Genomic DNA, 17098 nt, shown 5'->3' on the forward strand with positions numbered 1-17098 from the left:
CCGTCACCACCAGACGACAGCCACGACGACCGGAGGACGCAGGGCATGGCGATCGACACGCGCAACCTGGCCGACGAGACCCGCGACTGGGTCGCCGACACCACCGCCACCGTCCGTGGCTGGCTCGACCATCCGCGCGCCAGTCAGGCGTTGCTGCTCACCTCGGTGGCGCTGCTCCTCTTCATGGGCTCGATGATGGTGCTGTCCGCCTCGAGCGTCCTGTCGTACACGAAGAACAACGGCAACTCCTACCAGATCTTCCTGCGTCAAGCGGCCTTCATCCTCGGCGGCCTCGTGCTCGCCGCCGGGTTGTCGGCCCTGCCGCCCGAGCGCACCCGCCGGATCTCCATCCTCCTGGTCCTGACCAGTTTCGTCGGGCTGCTGCTGACCTTCACCAACCTCGGCCTGACCGTGAACGGCAACCGCAACTGGCTGGCCCTCGGCCCGTTCACCGGTCAGCCGTCGGAGTTCGCCAAGCTGGCCATCGTCTGGTGGGGTGCCCAGGTCCTCGCCGACCACGACCGGGAGCTCGACCAGTTGCGCCGGCTCCTGCCGTACCTGTCCGTGTCGGGGCTGCTGATCGCACTCACCATGCTGCAGGGCGACCTCGGCTCCTCGGTGGTGATGGCCGCCATCATCGCGACCGTCCTGTGGGTGGCCGGTGTTCCGCTCAAGATCTTCGCCGGGATCGCCGGTCTGGCGGGGGGAGTCGTCGGCATCCTGATCGCCACCACCCCTTACCGGATGATGCGCCTGGTCGCCTTCCTGCGTCCCCAGTCAGGTGTCACCGATGCCAACTACCAGTCGATGATGGGCACCTACGCCCTCGCCTCGGGCGGCTGGTGGGGACTCGGCCTGGGCGCCAGCCGGCAGAAGTGGGGCGGCCTGCCCGAGGCGCACACCGACTACATCCTTGCGGTGATCGGTGAGGAGCTCGGTCTGTTCGGCACCCTGTCGATCGTCGCCCTCTTCGCCCTGCTGGGCTGGGCCGGGATCCGGATCATGCGGCGCTCCGTCCGCCCGTACCAGCGCTACCTCGCCGCGGGCGCGACCGGGTGGATCATCTTCCAGGCATACGTCAACATCGCCGTCGTCCTGCGGGCCTGGCCGGTGATGGGCGTGCCACTGCCGTTCATCTCGGCCGGCGGCTCGGCGGTGGTGGCTACGCTGATGGCGGTGGGTCTGCTGATGGCTTGTGCCCGGGCCGAACCGGGGGCCGTGGCGGAACGGGAACGGCGGGCTCGAGCCAGGGCCCACCAGCACAACATCGGGCGGGTCAGCGCGGTCGTCGACGGCCGGGCCGCCCCGCTCGAGAGTACTTCCGGACGCACCGGGGGACGTGGGGGAGCGACGCCCGGAGGGCGCCGCCAGAAGGGAACGGGAAGAACCAGATGACGAACGTCGTGCTCGCCGGGGGTGGCACCGCCGGCCATACCTCACCGCTGATCGCCACCGCCCACCGCCTCCGTGAGCGCGAGCCCGGTGTGTCGCTGGTGGCCATCGGGACGCCCAAGGGCCTCGAGTCCCGGGTGGTGCCGGCCGCCGGCCTCGACCTCCAGCTGATCGACCCCGTTCCGCTCCCGCGCCGGCTGACGCTCGACCTGGTGAAGGTGCCCCTGCGGTTGCGGCGCGCGATCAACCAGGCGCGCCACATCCTCAAGAATCACCAGGCCGACGTGCTGGTCGGCTTCGGCGGCTACGTCTCCATGCCGGCCTACTTCGCGGCCCGTGCGCTGCGGATCCCCATCGTCGTGCACGAACAGAACGCCGTTCCCGGCCTGGCCAACAAGGTCGCCACCCGCTTCACCGACCGGGTCGCCGTGACCTTTCCCGGCACCCCCCTGCGCCATTCCCGGGTGATCGGCATGCCGTTGCGCAGCGAGATCACCGGCATGGACCGCGAGGCCCTGGCCCCGGCGGCGCGCCACGAGTTCGGGCTCGAGGAGGGGCTGCCGACCGTGCTCGTCAGTGGCGGTTCCCAGGGCGCCCGGAGCATCAACGCGGCGATCACGGCCGCCTACCCGGAGCTCATCGCCCGCGGCATCCAGGTGCTGCACGTCCTGGGCCCGAAGAACTTCCGCGCCGAGATGGTCCCCGTCGTCGACGAGGCGACCGGTGCCTCGTACCGGCCGGTGGCCTACGTCGACGCGATGGAGAAGGCCTACGCCGTGGCCGACCTGATGGTCGGTCGCTCCGGTGCCGGAACCGTGATGGAGACGATCGCCGTGGGACTGCCCGCGGTCCTCGTGCCACTGCCGCACGGCAACGGGGAGCAGGCCCGCAACGCCGACTCCCTGGTCGCTGCCGGTGGCGCCATCCGACTGTCCGACATCCGCTGCACGGGCGACGCGCTCGTCGACATCATCGCGCCGCTCGTCACCGACCCGGACCGGTTGGCGCGGATGCGGGCCGCGGGTCGCGGGATGCTGCCCGGCAACGCCGCTGACCTGCTCTGCGACATGATCCTCGAGGCGGCCGCCCGATGACCCTGATCACGCCGGTCGACCTGGCCGACCCGCGCACGATCGGGCCGCTCCACTTCATCGCCATCGGTGGCGCCGGGATGTCCGGCATCGCCGCCCTGTACGCCGATCTCGGCCTCGAGGTCAGCGGCTCCGACCGCGTCGATTCCGCCAACCTCGAGATGTTGCGGGGGCACGGCGTCCGGACGTACGTCGGCCACGACCCCGCTCAGCTCGGCGACGCCCGGACCGTGGTCGTCTCCTCGGCGGTGCGGGAGGACAACCCCGAGCTGGCCGAGGCGCGCCGCCGCGACCTGCGCGTCTGGCACCGCAGCGCCGCGCTGGCCGCGCTGATGCTGGGCCGGCCGGGCATCGCGGTCGGCGGGACCCACGGCAAGACGACCACGTCGGCGATGATCGCCCACGTCCTCACCGGCACTGGCGCGGACGGAGGGTACGTGGTAGGCGCCCCCTCGCGACGGGGGAGAGCTCGCGGCTGGGTGGCCCGGGCACGCCCTTCGTGGTCGAGGCCGACGAGTCGGACGGCTCGTTCCTGCAGTACCCGGCCCGGATCTGCGTGGTGACCAACGTCGAGGCCGACCATCTCGACAACTGGGGCACCCCCGAGGCGTACGCGGCCGGCTTCGTCCGGTTCGCCGCGGGCGCCGGCGACCTCGCGGTGATCAACGTCGACGGACCCGGCGGTGTCGCCCTCGCCGAGGCACTCGGGGACCACCCGCACCTGACGTACGGTACGACCGCGGCCGCCGACGTACGGATCAGCGGCGTGAGCCACGACGGTGCCGGCGTGCGCGGCACGGTGGCACTGCCGTCCGGTGACGTGGCGGTGTCACTGTGCGTCCCCGGCCTGCACAACCTCGCGAACGCGACGGCTGCCCTCCTCGCGGCCTCGGCCTTGGGGATCGACCCGGCCGCAGCCGCGGATGCACTGGCAGACTTCCGAGGCGCCCACCGCCGCTTCGAGACAGTGGGGGAGGTGGCCGGGATCCGGGTGGTGGACGACTACGCCCACCACCCGACCGAGATCGACGCGGTGCTGGCGGCCGCTCGTGACGCGGCAGGGAGCGGCCGTGTGGTCGCCTGTTTCCAGCCGCACCTGTACTCGCGGACCCGGGATTTCGCGGCCGAGTTCGGCCGGGCTCTCACCGCCGCGGACGAGGTGGTCCTGATGGAGATCTACGGCGCGCGCGAGGAACCGATGCCCGGCGTCAGCACGGCGCTGATCGGGGACGTGACGGCCCGCGTCCTCGGCCCGGCCCGGGTGCACCCCGTCGGCACCCACGCGGAGGCCGCGGACCGGCTCGCCTCCCTCGCCCGACCGGGCGACATCGTGCTGACCATCGGCGCCGGCGACGTCACCACGGTGGGCCCGATGGTCGTCGAGACGCTGGCCCGCACGGGCCGCTGATGGGGCGGCGTGTCCCACCACCCGCCCAGGCCCGCGAGGGGGCGGGTGCGTCCGCCGAGCCCGGCTCACGGCGGGCGCGTGAGCGCCGCGCGGTGCCCAGGGACGGCGTCGCCGATCTGAGTGGTCCGATCCGCCTGCGCCGCGAGCGCGCCCTCCGCCGGCAGCGCCGCCGCCTGGCGGTCGCCCTGGTCATCAGCGTGCTGGTGGCTGTCGCCGTCTGGCTCCTGGCCCTGTCGCCGGTGTTCGCCACCCGAGCCGTGGATGTGCAGGGCACGTCCCTGCTCACCCCCGACCAGGTCATCGCGGCCGCCCAGGTGCCCGACAGTGTCCCCCTGGTCCGGCAGGACACCACGGAGATCGCCACCAGGGTCCGATCGCTGGCGCCGGTCAGGGACGTGACCGTGCTGCGGTCCTGGCCCCACACGATCAGTCTGCAGATCACCGAACGCAGCCCGGTCGTCGCCTTCCCCGTGAACGGCACCTACGTCCTGGTGGACGCGGAGGGCCGGGCGTACGCGCAGGTCGGCGACGCGCCAAAGGACGTCCTGCAGGCCCAGGGGAACCCCGGCGACTCCGCCGTGACCTCGGCCGTGGGCCGCACCGTGGCGACCCTTCCGGCCGCCATCCGGGCTCAGGTGCGCTCCGTGCGGGCCGATTCAGCGGCCGCGGTGACCCTCGAACTCGACAAGGGCCGTACGGTGGTCTGGGGAGGTCCTGAGGATCCCCAGCTCAAGGGACAGGTGCTCACCGTGTTGCTCAAGCAGGTCGACGGCGCGAAGGTCTACGACGTCTCGGCGCCGGCCTTCCCGACCACGCGGTGAGTCCGCCGGCGAGCATGGGGGCTGCGACTACGGCGGACATGCCTAGAGTTGAGGTTGAGACTCTCGGCGCGTCGCAGCGGCCTTGTGGAAATCCACGGGCCGATCCTCATAGTCTGAACAACAGTCTGGGGCCGCATCGTGCCTCAGTCTTCGGACAGGTGAACGGTGTCCGGTCGAGCCTCCGGTGGCGCGTCGGACTTCCCATCACCGGGAGACCTGTTGGAGTCCGATATCCAGAAGCGAGGCGGGAACCCCGTGGCGAGTGCATCCCAGAACTACTTGGCCGTGATCAAGGTCGTCGGCGTCGGCGGCGGCGGTGTCAATGCCGTCAACCGAATGATGGAGGCCGGGCTCCAGGGTGTCGAGTTCATCGCCATCAACACGGATGCCCAGGCGCTGCTGATGAGCGACGCGGACGTCAAGTTGGACATCGGCCGTGAGCTGACTCGCGGCCTGGGTGCCGGTGCGGACCCGGACAAGGGCCGTCAGGCCGCCGAGGACCATGCCGACGAGATCGAGGAGGCGCTGAAGGGCGCCGACATGGTCTTCGTCACCGCCGGTGAGGGTGGTGGTACCGGCACGGGCGGAGCCCCGGTCGTGGCCCGAGTGGCCCGCGCTCTGGGAGCGCTGACCATCGGTGTCGTCACCAAGCCGTTCAAGTTCGAGGGCAAGCGCCGCAGCCGCCAGGCCGATGACGGCATCGCGACGTTGCGCGAAGAGGTCGACACCCTCATCACCATCCCCAACGACAAGTTGCTGGACATGACGGACCAGCAGGTGGCGATCCTCGACGCGTTCCGCCAGGCCGACACCGTGCTCTACCAGGGCGTCTCCGGCATCACCAACCTGATCACCACGCCCGGACTGATCAACCTCGACTTCGCCGACGTCAAGTCCGTGATGGCGAACGCGGGCTCGGCGCTGATGGGCATCGGCATGGCCCGCGGCGAGGACCGCGCCCGGATCGCCGCCGAGATGGCCATCTCCTCGCCCCTGCTGGAGGCCAGCGTCGACGGCGCCCATGGCGTCCTGCTGTCGATCGCCGGTGGTTCGGACCTCGGTCTGTTCGAGGTGTCGGCCGCCGCCGACCTGATCGAGCAGGCGGCCGCGGATGACGCCAACATCATCTTCGGCACGATCATCGACGATTCCCTCGGCGACGAGGTCCGGGTGACCGTGATAGCGGCCGGCTTCGACGGCGGAGAGCCGCCGAAGCGTGAGCAGGGCATCACCCGCCGGACCAACGACCAGCTCCGGCCCCAGGCCGCCGCGGGAGGTCAGGGCGGTCTCGGTCGGGCTGCCGACAACGCCCCGGCCGGCCAGGCCATCCCGGCACCGGCCGCCCCGCCGGCGCCGGCGAGCAGCCCCTCTCCCAGTGAGGTGCGCAACGGCTTCGGTCCCTCGCCGGCCAAGCCGCAGGACGACCTCGCCGACATCGACCTGCCCGACTTCCTCGGCTGACCGCCCACGGTGTGGGCCTACCTGAAGCAGCCAGATGCCGATCCCGCCAGTGGGGTCGGCATCGGCTTCACCGACCGTGACGGGGGCGTCACCCCCGCCGCCGGCACCCTCAGCTTCGGTGCGGTGGACGGCGGCCCGCGAGCCCGCGCAGAGAACCTGCGCCGCCTCCGCGCGGACGCAGGCTTCAGCCGCGTCCTGACGCTGCACCAGGTGCATTCCTGCCAGGTGCACCTCGTCGACGAGGCGTTCCTGGCCCGGTGGGACGAGACGGCCCAGCCGGAGGGGGACGCGCTCGTCGCCGGCCCCGGACTGGAGGGGGTGGCGCTCGCGGTCCGTGCCGCCGACTGCGTCCCGGTCGTCCTGGCCGACCCAGTCCGCCGGATCATCGGCGCGGCCCATGCCGGCCGGGCCGGCGTCCTGGGCGGTATCATCCCCTCGACCGTGGCCGCCATGCGGGACCTCGGGGCGGTTGACCTTGTCGCCTGGGTCGGCCCGCACATCCACGGCGAGTGCTACGAGGTCCCTGCCGAGATGGCCGACGCCGCTGCGGCGGTCATCGCCGAGACCCGAGGCACGACGCGCTGGGGGACGCCGGCGATCGATCTCACCGCCGGCGTCGGTGCCCAACTCCGGGCAGCCGGTGTCGAGGTGGCGTACGTCGGCCCGTGCACGCTGACCACTCCCTCCCTGCACAGTCACCGTCGCGACGGTGCAGCGGCGGGCCGCCAACTCGGTCTGATCTGGCTCGGCTGATCCGCCCCGGCGTCCTGCGGCTGGCGTGTCGGCGGCGGGTTCCGCCGGCATTGCGGGGCGCACGGTATCGTCACTGATGACGCCCGTTGTCCGTAGGCCGGTGGGTGCCCTCGCACCGGACGACACGGAGGAAGGATCTCGGATGGCTCAATGGGTCAAGCGCGCCAGCGAGTGGATCGGCCTGGGGCCTCGCGAGACCGATCGCTACGACGACTACGACGACGACCTGCGCGGGCACGCCCGCGGAGCGGAGCGGGTCCTCGGGGACGACTACGGCGACGAGTCCGGGACGTACGAGGACAGCGGGGCGTACGACAATCTCTACCGGCAGGGCGAGGACGACTACGACGAGCCGTCCCACGAGGAGACAGAGGTCACCGAGATGGTTCCCGCACGCGGTTCCCACGCCCACACCCCGCGGCGGTGTCCTCGCCGGTCCGGCTCCCGGCCGAACAGGAGCCCTACCGCGAGCCGGCCGTGGAGCCCTCCCGCACGGCGGACATCAACCGGATCATCTTCATCACCCCGAAGACCTTCAACGAGGCCCGCAGCATCGGGGAGAACTTCCGTGACGGCTTCCCGGTGATCATCAATCTCTCCTTCATGGAGCATGACCATGCCCGGCGGGTGGTGGACTTCGCCTCCGGCCTGATCTTCGGCCTCAACGGCTCCATCGAGAAGGTCGACAACGGGGTCTTCCTCCTCTCCCCGCACAATGTCCGGGTCACCACCGAGGACAAACAGCGCATTGCGGAGGGCTTCTACAATCAGAGTTGATCCCTCGCCCGCTCTGTTGATCGGAAGTACATGCTGACCACCTTGGGTCTCGTCATCCATGCCGTGCTGTGGCTCTTCATGGCGCTGCTGTTCGTACGCATGGTGCTCTCCTGGGTGCCGGTGCTCGCCCCGCAGTGGCGCCCCCGGGGCCTGGTCCTGTTGGTCGCCGAGACCACCTTCAGCATCACCGACCCGCCACTGAAGTGGCTCGGCCGGTTCATCCGCCCGGTGCGGATGGGCAACGTCGCCTTCGACGTGTCGTTCATGCTGCTGTTCTTCGCGGTCTGGCTGCTGATGCGGCTGAACGCGACGTTCCTGATCGCTGGATGACACTGCGGCATGAGCTGGAGAGGGCGGGGCACCGGCAAACCTTCAGGTGCCGGGTGAGGGTTGGCGCCGGTCGCCTTGCGACCTGCCGCTACGCCAAATACGGTAGCCACGTACAGACGGACGATACTGTTGGGGTAGGCTATTTTGCCGACCGCAGTAGCCTCGTCCGAGGCGGGCCAATGCTTTCCGTTGGACATCCGGTCCACTGGACGATTTCGAGGTGAACGTATGACCACACTGACGCTTGACGAAGTGCGCAACACCAAATTCCACATGGCTCGGCGTGCTGGCTATGAGGTGACTGATGTCGACCTCTTCGTCGACCGGGTGGAAGCGTCCTTCGCGAAGCTGGTGGAGGAGAACGAGATGCTGCGGCGCCAGGTCGAGGCGCTCCAGCAGGCGGCCGAGAACGCCGCCGAGGCCCAGCAGGCCACCTCGCAGTTCCAGCCTGTGGTCGAGATGGCGAGGCCCGAGCCGGTGATGGCTCCCAGCCCGATCCCGGAGCCGATCCCGTCGCCGATCCCCGTGGCGCCCGCTCCGGTCATCCAGGGTGGCGTCGAGCGCATCGTCGTCACCACCTCCGCCGAGGCCAGCCCTGCTGTGGTCCGCCTCGTCCAGATGGCCACCGAGCAGGCGGAGCGGCTCGTCACCGAGGCCGAGGCCGAGGCGCAGAGCACCATCGAGAGCGCGAACCGACAGGCCAACGACACCATCGACACGGCCAACCGCCAGGCCAACGACACGATCATCAACGCCAACCGGCAGGCGAGCGAAACGATCGATTCCGCGAACCGTCAGGCGCACGAGATCACCACCGATGCGCAGACCCGCGCCGATCGTACGGAATCCGAGGCGCGCATCAACGCCGAGCGGCTCTTCTCCGACGCGCAGTCCCGGGCGAACAACCTCGACAACGAGGTCAACATGCGCCGGGCCGAGCTGTTCAGCGGTCTGGAGGACGAGCGCGACCAGCTCCAGCGCAACGTCGCGGAGCTGCGGGCGCACGAGAATGCCTTCCGCACGACGTTCGGCGAGCACATCCGTCAGCAGCTGGCTGCTCTGGAGGGCTCCGTGTTCGAGCCGGAGAACCGTCCGATGCTGGCCCAGGGCGTCGAGCAGCGCCAGCCGATGGGGCAGCAGAGCTCGGCGACCCCGCGACTCGATGCGCTGATGGGCGGCAAGTGACCCGTCAGCGGAGCAGCTGAACCTGTAGTTCCTCTCCTGACACGCAGTAAGGGCCCCGCAGATGTGGGGCCCTTCGTGTACTCTCCAGCCACGAGTTCGTACGGAAAGAGACGAGACCTGACTATGCCCACCACTGACGCAGCGCGGCCGGCTGACGACGCGGCCTGGCGCGATGCCCTCGATCCCGCGGCCTTCCCCGTGGAGCCGGACGAGGATCCCTGGACCCTCGAGGAACTGCGCGAGATCGTCGATGAGCTCGAAGCCGACATCGAGCGCACCCGCGAGATCATCGAGCAGACCCAGGCGGAGCTGGTAGGCATCCGCGACGGGTCCGACGTGACCGGTCGTGACCCGGCCGACGTCGGCTCCGCCAACTTCGAGCGCGACCACGAGATGTCCCTGGTGCGCAACTCCGAAGAGGTCCTCGACCAGTCCCGACGCGCCTTGGCCGCGATCAAGCGCGGGACGTACGGCAGCTGCGAGAACTGCGGGCAGCCGATCGGCAAGGGACGCCTGCAGATCATTCCGCGGGCGACGCTGTGCCTGGCGTGCAAGCAGCGGGAGGAACGGCGATAGTGCGCCAGCTGGAGCACACCGGGGTCGTGCCGCCCCGATCGGCCCGGACGATCCTGCTCGGGGTCGCCGTGGCCGGTGTCGCGGCCGACCAGGTGGCCAAGCAGGCGGTGATCGCTTCCCTGGACCCCGGCGTCCCCGTCCCGCTGGTGGGGCGGCTCCTGCAGCTCTACCTGATCCGCAACCCGGGGGCCGCGTTCAGTCTCGGCGAGGGGTCGACCTGGGTCTTCGCGGTGCTGGCCAGCCTGGTGCTGCTGGCAGTGCTCGTCGTCGCGCTGCCACGGGTGCGCCATTGGGGCTGGGCCGTCACCCTCGGCCTGCTCGCCGCCGGAGTCGCGGGCAACCTGACCGACCGGTTGCTCCGGCCGCCGGCCGCCTTCCGCGGCCACGTCGTCGACTTCCTGATGCTGCCCTACTGGCCGATCTTCAACGTCGCCGACATGATGATCTGCGCGGCCGCCGTCCTCGTCGTCGTGCTCAGTTTCTTCGGTCATCACGGGCCGACCGGTCGGCCGTACGACCATGACCACCGCACCCGCGACGAGAAGGAGCCCGGTGTGGCCCCGGGTGCGACCCCCGTGGAGTCGGCGGAGGATGCTCCGGACGATCGGGGGGCGCGCGCATGAGGTCCCGGGTCCTGCTGGTGCCTGACGGGCTGGAGGGGATCGCGTCGATGCCGCGGCCGCCCGGATGCTCGGGCTGTCCCGCAGCTACGTCTCCGACCTGATCTCCGAGGGGTCCGTCCGCCTCGACGGGGACACCGTGGCGAAGTCCGACCGGGTCCGGGGCGGGGCGATGCTCGAGGTCGACCTGCCCGATGAGGACCCCGGGGTGCGCGTCGTGCCGCGCGTCGTCGAGGGCATGCGGATCGTCCACGACGACCGCGACATCGTCGTCGTCGACAAGCCGGCCGGTGTCGCGGCGCACCCTTCCCTCGGCTGGGACGGGCCGTCGGTGGTCGAGCACCTGGCCGCGGCCGGGTTCCGGATCTCCACTTCGGGCGCGCCCGAACGGCAGGGGATCGTCCAGCGCCTCGACGTCGGCACCACCGGTCTGATGGTGGTCGCCAAGAGTGAGGTGGCCTACACCGTGCTCAAGCAGGCGTTCCGCGATCGTACGGTCGACAAGACCTACCACGCCCTTGTCCAAGGGCACCCCGATCCGTTCTCCGGGACGATCGAGGCGCCCATCGGGCGTCACCCCGGCCACGAGTGGAAGATGGCGGTCGTCGCCGGGGGCGGCCCAGCGTCACCCACTACGAGACGATCGAGGCCTTCGCGGCGGCGACGCTGCTGACCATCCATCTCGAGACGGGCCGGACCCACCAGATCCGGGTGCACATGGCCGCGATCCACCATCCCTGCGTCGGAGACCCCCTCTACGGCAGTGATCCGGCGCTCTCGGCCCGCACCGGACTGGACCGCCAGTGGTTGCACGCCGTACGTCTCGGCTTCATCCACCCGACGAAGGGGGAGTACGTCGAGTTCACCTCGCCGTACCCTGCTGATCTGGAGCGGGCGCTCGACGTCGTCGCCTACGGCTGATCGCTCCTGCGGGACGGCGCTGGGGCCCGCGGCGCGCCCGTCGCTCGTCGCCCGTTATTTGGGTGCAAGATGAGACAAATCCGGGGCCGGTGTCCCCGTGCTCAGGGTCCTCGGATAAAGTCGGACCGTGCGTAGAGCAAAGATCGTTTGTACCCTGGGCCCGGCGTCATCGGACGCTGATCGGCTTCTCGAGATGATCAATGCGGGTATGGACATCGCCCGCTTCAACATGAGCCACGGTTCCTATCCGGAGCACGAGGAGCGGCTCAGGAACCTCCGCGACGCGGAGGCCAAGGCCGACCGTCCGATCGGCCTCCTCGCCGACCTGCAAGGCCCCAAGATCCGGCTGGGAACGTTCGGGGGTGACGGCTCCGCCGTCCTCGACGACGGCCAGGAATTCACCGTCACGACCCTCGACGTGGTCGGTGACAAGAACCACGTCGGCTGCACCCACAAGGGCCTGCCGCACGACGTCAAGCCCGGCGACCAGATCCTTGTCGACGACGGCAAGATCCTGATGGTCGCCAAGCGAGTGACCGAGACCGACGTGGTGTGCGAGGTCATCGTCGGTGGCCCGGTTTCCAACCACAAGGGCTTCAACCTGCCCGGCGCCTCGGTGTCGGTCCCCGCGATGAGTGAGAAGGACGCCGACGACCTACGGTGGGCGTTGCGCAACGGATTCGACATGGTCGCGCTGTCGTTCGTCCGCGACGCGGCCGACGTCGATCTGGTCCGCCAGGTGATGACCGAGGAGGGACGGACCGTCCCGGTCATCGCCAAGCTGGAGAAGCCGCAGGCCATCGAGAACCTGGACGACATCATCGACGCCTTCGACGCGTTCATGGTGGCGCGCGGTGACCTCGGCGTGGAACTCCCGCTGGAGGAGGTGCCGCTGGTCCAGAAGCAGATCATCACGAAGGCCCGTCGCTGGGCCAAGCCGGTGATCGTGGCCACCCAGATGCTCGAGTCGATGATCGGCAACCCGCGCCCGACCCGGGCCGAGGCCTCCGACGTCGCGAACGCGATCCTCGACGGCGCCGACGCGGTGATGCTCTCCGGGGAGACCTCGGTCGGCAAGTACCCGGTCGAGACCGTCGGCACGATGGCCAAGATCGTCGACTCCACCGAGGTCCATGGCATGGAGCAGATCTCGTCGATCGACTGGGACCCGCACACCACCGGTGGCGTGATCTCCAAGTCCGCCGTCGACGTCGCGGAGCGGGTCGGCGCCGCCTACCTGGTCGCTTTCACCCAGTCCGGCGATACCGCCCGCCGGATGGCGCGGCTGCGTCCGCGTATCCCCATCGTCGCTTTCTCTCCGCTGGTCAAGACCCAGCGTGAGCTGACGCTGTCCTGGGGGATCCGTACGGTGCTCACCCCGACGGTGGAGGCGACCGATGACATGGTGCGGCTGGTCGACCGGACGCTGAAGGAGAAGGGCGTCGTCCAGGACGGCGAGCGGGTGGTCATCGTGGCCGGTACGCCGGCAGGACGTCCCGGACGCACCAACTCGCTGCGTGTCCACAAGATCGGCAGCGTGTAGGAAGATGGAGAAGGACGCGGGGCCAGCGGCCCCGCGTCCGGTTGTGCCGGGAAGGGGAGTCGAACCCCTACGTCCTGTCAGGGACAGACGGGTTTGAGCCGTCCGCGTCTACCATTCCGCCACCCCGGCGCACGATGGATCACTATACCGGATCCACCCCCGTTCGCCCCGGCACCTCGTGCCGGGGCCTCATGACAGGTGATTCTCGATGACGACAAGTGACAACACGCCCCTCGGCAGTGAGGGGGAGGACGTCGCGTCCGCCGAGGACATGGCCCCGAGCAGCCCGCGAAGAAGGCTCCGGCGAAGAAGGCCGCGACCAAGAAGGCCACGACCAAGAAGGCTGCCACGGCGAAGAAGACGACCGCGGCCAAGAAGGTGACCACGACCAAGGCGGCGGCCAAGAAGACCACCCGGAAGGCGGCCACGCCCGAGCCCGAGTCCATGCCGGAGCCCGCTGCAGTGCCGCAGCCCGAGGTCGAGCCGGCGGAGTCGGTCCCGGAGCAGGCCGCGCCGGTCACCGAGCCTGAGGTGGCCCAGACCGAGGTGACCCAGACCGAGGTGGCCCAGCCCGAGGCCCCGGAGGCGTCGGTCCTGGAGGACGTGGCGCGAAATGCGCCCGAGGCCTCCGCGAAGGCCGTGGAGGAGCCGACCGCTCTCTCGGTCGAGGCGCTGATCGCCGCTGGTGGCAGCGGCGCGGATGAGGGCAGCACCCGGACGCGTGTCATCGTCGCCGAGGATGAGGCGCTGATCCGTCTGGACCTGGTCGAGCTGCTGCGTGACGAGGGCTACGACGTCGTCGCCGAGGCCGGCGACGGCGAGGTGGCGGTGGAGAAGGCCCGTGAGCTGCGCCCCGATCTGGTCGTCATGGACGTCCAGATGCCCCGGATGGACGGCATCACGGCGGCCACGATCATCGCCGGTGAGCGCATCGCCCCGGTCGTCATGCTCACCGCCTTCAGCCAGCGTGAGCTGGTCGAGCGGGCCCGCGAGGCGGGGGCGATGGCGTACGTCGTGAAGCCGTTCGAAGCCTCCGATGTGGTCCCGGCGATCGAGATCGCCCTCGCCCGCTTCCAGGAGATCCGCGCCGTGGAGGCCGAGGTCGAGGACCTGGAGGAGCGGCTGGCGTCCCGCAAGGCGGTCGACCAGGCGAAGGGCCTGCTGCAGAGCGGCATGGGGATGAGCGAGCAGGAGGCCTTCCGGTGGATCCAGAAGACCGCGATGGACCTGCGCAAGCCGATGCGTGAGGTCGCGGAAGGCATCATCGAGAAGCTCCGCAAGCCCAAGAACCAGTAATCCGCAGATCCACGGTGTTGTCGGTGGCCACGGGTAGAGTCACCGCGTGGCCACCACGACAGCACCCCGTACGACAGTCCCCGGTCCCGCCCAGACGACGAGTTCTCCCGACGGCGGCCGGCCGAGGCTCCTGCTGATCGACGGGCACTCGGTCGCCTACCGGGCGTTCTTCGCGCTGCCGACGCAGAACTTCTCGACCAGCACCGGCCAGGTGACGAACGCCGTGTTCGGCTTCACCTCGATGCTCATCAACCTCCTGCGCGACTGGCAGCCCACCCACCTGGGGGTCGCCTTCGACGTCTCGCGCCGCAGCTTCCGCACCGAGGTGTACGAGGACTACAAGGCCACCCGGGATGCCTCCCCGGCGGAGTTCCGCGGCCAGGTCGAGCTGATCAAGGAGGTGCTCGACGCGATGCGCGTCCTGCACCTCGAGAAGGACGGTTACGAGGCCGACGACCTGCTGGCCACGCTCGCCGCGGCTGCTGAACGCGAGGGCATGGACGTCCGGGTGTGCACCGGGGACCGCGACACCTTCCAGTTGGTGACCGAGCGGGTCCACGTCCTCTACCCGCGCAAGGGTGTCTCCGACCTGCTCGACCTCGGTCCGGAGGGTGTCGAGGAGCGCTATCTGGTCCGCCCCGACCGCTATCCCGAGCTGGCCGCCCTGGTGGGCGAGACCTCCGACAACCTGCCCGGTGTCCCAGGTGTCGGCCCCAAGACGGCGGCAAAGTGGCTCAGCCAGTACGACGGTCTGGAGAACCTGCTGGCCCGCGTGTCCGAGGTGAAGGGCAAGGCCGGGGAGAACCTGCGCGCCCATCTGGACGACGTCCGCCGCAACCGCGACCTCAACCGACTCGTACGCGACGTGGAGATCGACGTCGCTCCCGCTGACCTGGCCCGCCACCCGGTCGATCGGGAGGCGGTGCACCAACTGTTCGACCAGTTGGAGTTCCGGGTCCTGCGGGACCGCCTGTTCGAGTTGCTCCGTGCCGAGGAACCGGTCACGGACGCCGACGGCGCAGTGGCCATCGAGGTGGTCGACGACGCGCCGCAGCCGGGGAGCCTCGGCGGCTGGCTGGCCGACCACACCGCTGACGGACCCACCGGCCTGGACATCACCGGCCGTTGGAGTGCGGGCAGCGGAGACGTGGTGGGGCTGTCGATCGCGGGCGCGGACGGCCACGCGCTCTCTGTCGATCCCGCCGAGCTCGAGCCCGCCGACGAGCATGCCCTGGCTGCCTGGCTGGCGGACCCGGCGAGGCTCAAGGTCCTCCACGACGGCAAGGGACCACTGTTGGCGTTCTGGGCCCGCGGCTGGGCACCGGCCGGTCTGTGGTCGGACACAGCGCTGGCCGCCTACCTGTTGCGCCCCGACCAGCGGTCGTACGATCTGGCCGACCTGGTCACCCGGACACTGCACCAGGAACTGGTCGTCGTCGAGGGCGGTCAGGCGCCGGCGCAGTCGGCACTCGATCTGGGCGACGACTCCGGGTCGGCCGGACACGAGGCCCGGATCCGGGCCGAGGCCGTCCGGCGGCTGGCCCTGGTACTGGAGGACGATCTGGACGCCCACCAGGGGAGCGGACTGCTGCACGACGTTGAGCTTCCCCTGATGCGAGTGCTCGCCGGGATGGAACGGACTGGCATTGCCCTCGACACCGACCTGCTCGATGGACTCCACCAGGACTTCGACGCCCGGGTCCAGCGGGCCGCGTCCGAGGCGTACGACGTGCTGGGCCGGGAGGTCAACCTGGGCTCGCCCAAGCAGCTGCAGGCAGTGCTCTTCGACGAGCTGGGGATGCCGAAGACCCGTCGGACCAAGAGTGGCTGGACCACCGACGCCGAAGCCCTGCAGACCCTGTTCGAGCAGACCGACCATCCGTTCCTGGCGCACCTGCTGGAGCATCGCGACGCCATCCGGCTGCGGCAGACCGTGGAGGGGCTGCAGAAGTCCGTCGCCGACGACGGCCGGATCCACACCACCTTCCTGCAGACGGTCGCCGCGACCGGACGCCTGTCGAGCACCGACCCGAACCTGCAGAACATCCCGATCCGCACCGAGGAGGGCCGCCGGATCCGAGAGGCGTTCGTCGTCGGGGCCGGCTACGAGTGCCTGCTGACCGCCGACTACTCCCAGATCGAGATGCGCATCATGGCCCACGTGTCGGGTGACGACGCGCTGATCGAGGCCTTCAGGTCCGGACGCGACTTCCACGCCGTGACCGCCGCGCATGTCTTCGGCGTGCCGGCCGACCAGGTCACCGGCGCCCAGCGGGCGAAGATCAAGGCGATGAACTACGGCCTGGCGTACGGCCTGTCAGCCTTCGGCCTGTCCAACCAACTCCGTATCTCGGTGCCGGAGGCCAGGGAGCTGATGGCGGACTACTTCGCCATCTTCGGGGAGGTGCACGCCTACCTCACTGGGGTCGTCGACGAGGCGCGCCGATCGGGCTACACCGCCACCCTGCTCGGCCGCCGGCGTTATCTGCCGGATCTCACCAGTTCGAACCGCCAGCGCCGGGAGATGGCCGAGCGGATGGCTCTCAATGCCCCGATCCAGGGCTCCGCGGCCGACATCATCAAGCTGGCCATGCTCAAGGTCGATGATCGGCTGCGGGAGTCCGGTCTCACCTCCCGGATGCTGCTGCAGATCCACGACGAGCTCCTGTTCGAGGTGGCCCCCGGCGAGCGCGACGACGTGGAGGCCCTGGTTCGGGAGGCGATGGGGGCGGCGATGGCGCTCGACGTGCCGCTGGACGTCTCGGTCGGCAGTGGTCGGTCCTGGCACGAGGCCGCCCACTGACAGGGCGGACCGTCGCGGGCCGGCCAAGGGTGCCTCGGATTGACCTCCCCTCGGCCGCGCGATAGCCTGACTATGCGCTGTGGCCTGCGTGTCTTCGGACGGAGTGGGACACGCTCGTACG

The 17098-nt window shown here is 70.0% G+C and carries 14 protein-coding genes, 1 tRNA gene and 2 pseudogenes; 16 read left to right on the plus strand and 1 reads right to left on the minus strand.

From position 1 onward, the window contains the following. Positions 1-45: 45 nt before the first annotated feature. The 14 genes and pseudogenes from ftsW (at position 46) to pyk (ending at position 12878) form a co-directional block, all read left to right on the plus strand. Positions 46-1395: a putative lipid II flippase FtsW gene (gene ftsW, locus Rai3103_RS11770; protein ID WP_153572763.1), complete on the plus strand. Its 1350-nt coding sequence runs from the start codon at positions 46-48 to the stop codon at positions 1393-1395. Next, positions 1392-2486, plus strand: a complete 1095-nt coding sequence (gene murG / locus Rai3103_RS11775; protein WP_153572764.1) for an undecaprenyldiphospho-muramoylpentapeptide beta-N-acetylglucosaminyltransferase — start codon at positions 1392-1394, stop codon at positions 2484-2486. The genes ftsW and murG overlap by 4 nt, the downstream gene beginning before the upstream one ends. Continuing rightward, a pseudogene (gene murC, locus Rai3103_RS11780) lies at positions 2483-3891 on the plus strand (UDP-N-acetylmuramate--L-alanine ligase). The gene murG and the pseudogene murC overlap by 4 nt, the downstream one beginning before the upstream one ends. After that, complete coding sequence (locus tag Rai3103_RS11785) at positions 3891-4712, plus strand: cell division protein FtsQ/DivIB (RefSeq protein ID WP_153572765.1); 822 nt, start codon at positions 3891-3893, stop codon at positions 4710-4712. The pseudogene murC and the gene Rai3103_RS11785 overlap by 1 nt, the downstream one beginning before the upstream one ends. Positions 4713-4967: 255 nt before the next feature. Next, positions 4968-6173, plus strand: coding sequence for a cell division protein FtsZ (ftsZ, locus tag Rai3103_RS11790; RefSeq protein ID WP_153572766.1), 1206 nt, complete (start codon positions 4968-4970; stop codon positions 6171-6173). Between the two features lie 9 nt (positions 6174-6182). Continuing rightward, positions 6183-6926 (plus strand): purine nucleoside phosphorylase YfiH/LACC1 family protein, encoded by a 744-nt coding sequence (locus Rai3103_RS11795; protein WP_153572767.1) that lies wholly within the window; start codon positions 6183-6185, stop codon positions 6924-6926. Between the two features lie 423 nt (positions 6927-7349). Next, positions 7350-7703: a cell division protein SepF gene (locus Rai3103_RS11800; RefSeq protein ID WP_153572768.1), complete on the plus strand. Its 354-nt coding sequence runs from the start codon at positions 7350-7352 to the stop codon at positions 7701-7703. A 30-nt stretch (positions 7704-7733) separates the two neighbouring features. Further along, entirely contained in the window at positions 7734-8033 is a 300-nt protein-coding gene (locus tag Rai3103_RS11805) for a YggT family protein (protein ID WP_153572769.1), read from the plus strand. Positions 8034-8261: 228 nt separating this feature from the next. Beyond that, positions 8262-9218 (plus strand): DivIVA domain-containing protein, encoded by a 957-nt coding sequence (locus tag Rai3103_RS11810; RefSeq protein ID WP_153572770.1) that lies wholly within the window; start codon positions 8262-8264, stop codon positions 9216-9218. 123 nt (positions 9219-9341) lie between these two features. After that, the gene (locus Rai3103_RS11815; protein WP_153572771.1) at positions 9342-9794 is read left to right on the plus strand and encodes a TraR/DksA family transcriptional regulator; all 453 of its coding nucleotides are present in this window, start codon (positions 9342-9344) and stop codon (positions 9792-9794) included. Next, the gene (gene lspA, locus Rai3103_RS11820; protein ID WP_228488884.1) at positions 9794-10417 is read left to right on the plus strand and encodes a signal peptidase II; all 624 of its coding nucleotides are present in this window, start codon (positions 9794-9796) and stop codon (positions 10415-10417) included. The genes Rai3103_RS11815 and lspA overlap by 1 nt, the downstream gene beginning before the upstream one ends. Positions 10418-10652: 235 nt before the next feature. Beyond that, positions 10653-11080: pseudogene (locus Rai3103_RS19080) on the plus strand (RluA family pseudouridine synthase); the annotation flags it as partial. Between the two features lie 51 nt (positions 11081-11131). Then, positions 11132-11335 (plus strand): RluA family pseudouridine synthase, encoded by a 204-nt coding sequence (locus tag Rai3103_RS19085; RefSeq protein ID WP_422396053.1) that lies wholly within the window; start codon positions 11132-11134, stop codon positions 11333-11335. 127 nt (positions 11336-11462) lie between these two features. Further along, positions 11463-12878 carry a pyruvate kinase gene (gene pyk / locus Rai3103_RS11830; protein WP_153572772.1) on the plus strand — a complete coding sequence of 472 codons (1416 nt, stop codon included), beginning with the start codon at positions 11463-11465 and terminating at the stop codon, positions 12876-12878. Between the two features lie 44 nt (positions 12879-12922). On the opposite strand, the gene Rai3103_RS11835 is transcribed toward pyk, so the two are convergent. Beyond that, a tRNA-Leu gene (locus Rai3103_RS11835) sits at positions 12923-13007 on the minus strand. A 543-nt stretch (positions 13008-13550) separates the two neighbouring features. Here Rai3103_RS11835 and Rai3103_RS11840 point away from each other — a divergent pair. Both Rai3103_RS11840 and polA read left to right on the plus strand, forming a co-directional pair. Further along, positions 13551-14174, plus strand: a complete 624-nt coding sequence (locus Rai3103_RS11840) for an ANTAR domain-containing response regulator (RefSeq protein ID WP_228489337.1) — start codon at positions 13551-13553, stop codon at positions 14172-14174. Positions 14175-14220: 46 nt separating this feature from the next. Beyond that, positions 14221-16977, plus strand: a complete 2757-nt coding sequence (gene polA, locus Rai3103_RS11845; protein ID WP_153572773.1) for a DNA polymerase I — start codon at positions 14221-14223, stop codon at positions 16975-16977. Positions 16978-17098: the final 121 nt, after the last annotated feature.

This window comes from Raineyella fluvialis, assembly GCF_009646095.1.
GTDB classification, from domain to species: Bacteria; Actinomycetota; Actinomycetes; order Propionibacteriales; family Propionibacteriaceae; genus Raineyella; species Raineyella fluvialis.

Bases quoted from the DNA above. Each gene is read 5' to 3' on its own strand.
- murG (WP_153572764.1), top strand. From the start codon at position 1,392: ATGACGAACGTCGTGCTCGCCGGGGGTGGCACCGCCGGCCATACCTCA.
- Rai3103_RS11805 (WP_153572769.1), top strand. From the start codon at position 7,734: ATGCTGACCACCTTGGGTCTCGTCATCCATGCCGTGCTGTGGCTCTTC.
- Rai3103_RS11810 (WP_153572770.1), top strand. From the start codon at position 8,262: ATGACCACACTGACGCTTGACGAAGTGCGCAACACCAAATTCCACATG.
- Rai3103_RS19085 (WP_422396053.1), top strand. From the start codon at position 11,132: ATGGCCGCGATCCACCATCCCTGCGTCGGAGACCCCCTCTACGGCAGT.
- ftsW (WP_153572763.1), top strand. From the start codon at position 46: ATGGCGATCGACACGCGCAACCTGGCCGACGAGACCCGCGACTGGGTC.
- Rai3103_RS11815 (WP_153572771.1), top strand. From the start codon at position 9,342: ATGCCCACCACTGACGCAGCGCGGCCGGCTGACGACGCGGCCTGGCGC.
- Rai3103_RS11785 (WP_153572765.1), top strand. From the start codon at position 3,891: ATGGGGCGGCGTGTCCCACCACCCGCCCAGGCCCGCGAGGGGGCGGGT.